Source organism: Aquimarina sp. RZ0 (assembly GCF_008370685.1).
In the GTDB taxonomy this organism is placed as follows: domain Bacteria; phylum Bacteroidota; class Bacteroidia; order Flavobacteriales; family Flavobacteriaceae; genus Aquimarina.
Map to the genome: position 1 here is coordinate 1 of NZ_VTZU01000247.1, position 725 is coordinate 725.

1 protein-coding gene is annotated in these 725 nt (G+C 38.3%); it reads left to right on the forward strand.

Going from position 1 to position 725, the window contains the following annotated elements; all coding sequences use genetic code 11:
• On the forward strand, positions 1-725 hold a 725-nt coding region (locus tag F0000_RS27525), incomplete at both ends, for a M12 family metallopeptidase (protein ID WP_149627888.1).

Below are 725 nucleotides of genomic sequence, written 5' to 3' on the forward strand. Positions count from 1 at the left end.
TTTGCTACAGAAGAGGCATATCCTGGTAGAGAAGGAACACTACATTCCTTGAAATTAAACGACGAAACAGTAATTGCAGAAAATTTTGGAGAAAAAAATGTATCAGTTATAGGTGATATGCTGTTTTATACAGATGAATCTGATGGTGCTGTTAGGAGTGCAGGTAGAACCGGTGGCAGATGGCCCAATAATACGGTGTATTATGAGATTCAGAACGGAATGCCTAATCAACGAAGAATAACCGATGCCATCAGACATTGGGAATCCAAGACAGCTTTGCGATTTGTAAAAAGAACAAACCAAGGTGCTTATATCTTTTTCCAAAAAGGAAGTGGTTGTTCATCTTTTGTAGGTCGTACCGGAAGAAAACAAGCAATCAATTTGGCTGATGGATGTACTACAGGAAGTACCATTCATGAGATTGGTCACGCGATAGGATTATATCACGAACAATCGAGAAAAGATCGTGATCGATTTGTAAGGGTATTGTTTCAAAATATACAAAACGGAAAAGAGCATAATTTTCAGACCTATGTACAAAGAGGTCGTGATGGTACTGAATATACAAACACCCTGGATTTTGGGAGTATTATGATGTATAGTCCCAAATCTTTTTCTAAAAACGGACAGCCAACAATCACCAAGTTGGATGGGAGTTCTTACCGTACACAACGTAATGGTCTATCGAATGCTGATGTTATAGGGGTAAATAAAATGTATCCTGG